The following is a 1,409-nucleotide window of genomic DNA, read 5'->3' as shown; positions in this document are numbered from 1 at the left end:
CTATAACACCATTATTCTATCATTAAATTAATCAACACATTATTAAAACACAGCCTAAAAAATAGCGATGGAAAGTTACCTTTAACTGCCAGTAAAGTGGGTGGTATGGGTTATTTGCCGATGGGCGAAACCTATCCCAGTCAGGCAGACGGCAAACCATTAGCATTACTCGTGCAGATAAATTTTTCAGAGTTAAGTAACGCGGTGGATTTAACGCAACTACCGCAACCATTGCCTGATAATGGTATCTTACAGGTGTATATTGGCAATACTGACTTATACGGTGCTGATTTTGATAATCCTTATCCCAGTGATACTTATCAAGTGCGTTATTGGGCGGATACAAACTTACCTGTTAATCAAGCCGATTTAGACGAGACTATGGCTAGTGTCAAAGCCGTTTTTCTAGAAGAGGATTACGTATTACCTTTTGGCGTGAAGGATGAATTTGCCCTCACATTCGAGAAAGCGGTGCAGTCTTGTAACCTCTATGCTTACAACTCATCTGAAACAAGTAAACTTTGTGATGAAGATTACATTGAATCAGAGCTCAAAGCAAAAGGGTTGGATGATGTTGACCCTTACGATGTTATTGATAAATACCACGAACTGGCAGGCATTGGTGGTCATCAAATCCTAGGCTATCCTTATTTCACCCAAACTGACCCTCGTGAATATGAGGAATCATTAAGACAACATATTCTATTATTCCAACTCGATAGCGATGATGACGCGGATATCATGTGGGGTGATATGGGTGTAGCGAATTTCTTTATTACGCCTGAAGCACTTTTAGCACGAGATTTTAACCAGTTAGTATACAACTGGGATTGCAGTTAATTTATTATCTATAAGTGTCGTTAAGACAAGGTAAGGCAATTGTGACGGCACAACTACTAAGAGTTTCTTAAAGTTTTGGAGTCTAAAAAACGGTGGTTTTTAGACTCCTTTATTTTGCCTGTTTTTACCACTATTTCAGCCTATCTTATGTATAAATACTTGTCTATTAAACAGCGTATAACGAACCACTTAATTATTCGTTTTAGACAAATAAGCCATATAGAGTAATTTAATTATATTTTTAGGGTATACCCCAAGGGAACCAGTTATTTCACCCTTCAAACCTATTAATAGACTACTTAAAGCAGACTGTTAACATGGAACCATTTATAACAGACTTTTGAATTATAGGACTGGCTGCTGTGCTTTTTTTCTATCATTAGCCTATACCTAAAAAATAAAACCTCTAAACGATACTCTATCTATCATTAGACTTATTTCTATTATTAAATGATATTAATATCATGATATTATCAATGGACATTAATTTATAAGTCTAAATAATATAGGTGGCGTTATGACCGTTCGTATTTATGTGAGAGCCAGCACTAAGGATCAAGACGCTAAGA

General features: G+C 36.3%; 1 protein-coding gene. It reads left to right on the top strand.

Features of this window, described 5'->3' with window-relative positions; genetic code table 11:
* Nucleotides 1-96 precede the first annotated feature (96 nt).
* On the top strand, nucleotides 97-840 hold the full coding sequence (locus EI162_RS14130) for a YwqG family protein (RefSeq protein ID WP_318779332.1): 744 nt from the start codon (nucleotides 97-99) through the stop codon (nucleotides 838-840).
* Nucleotides 841-1,409 lie beyond the last annotated feature (569 nt).

This window comes from Psychrobacter sp. FME6 (assembly GCF_014861365.1).
Lineage (GTDB): Bacteria > Pseudomonadota > Gammaproteobacteria > Pseudomonadales > Moraxellaceae > Psychrobacter.
Note: the sequence above shows the minus strand (reverse complement) of the source record. Positions and strands in the feature narration are given on the sequence as shown.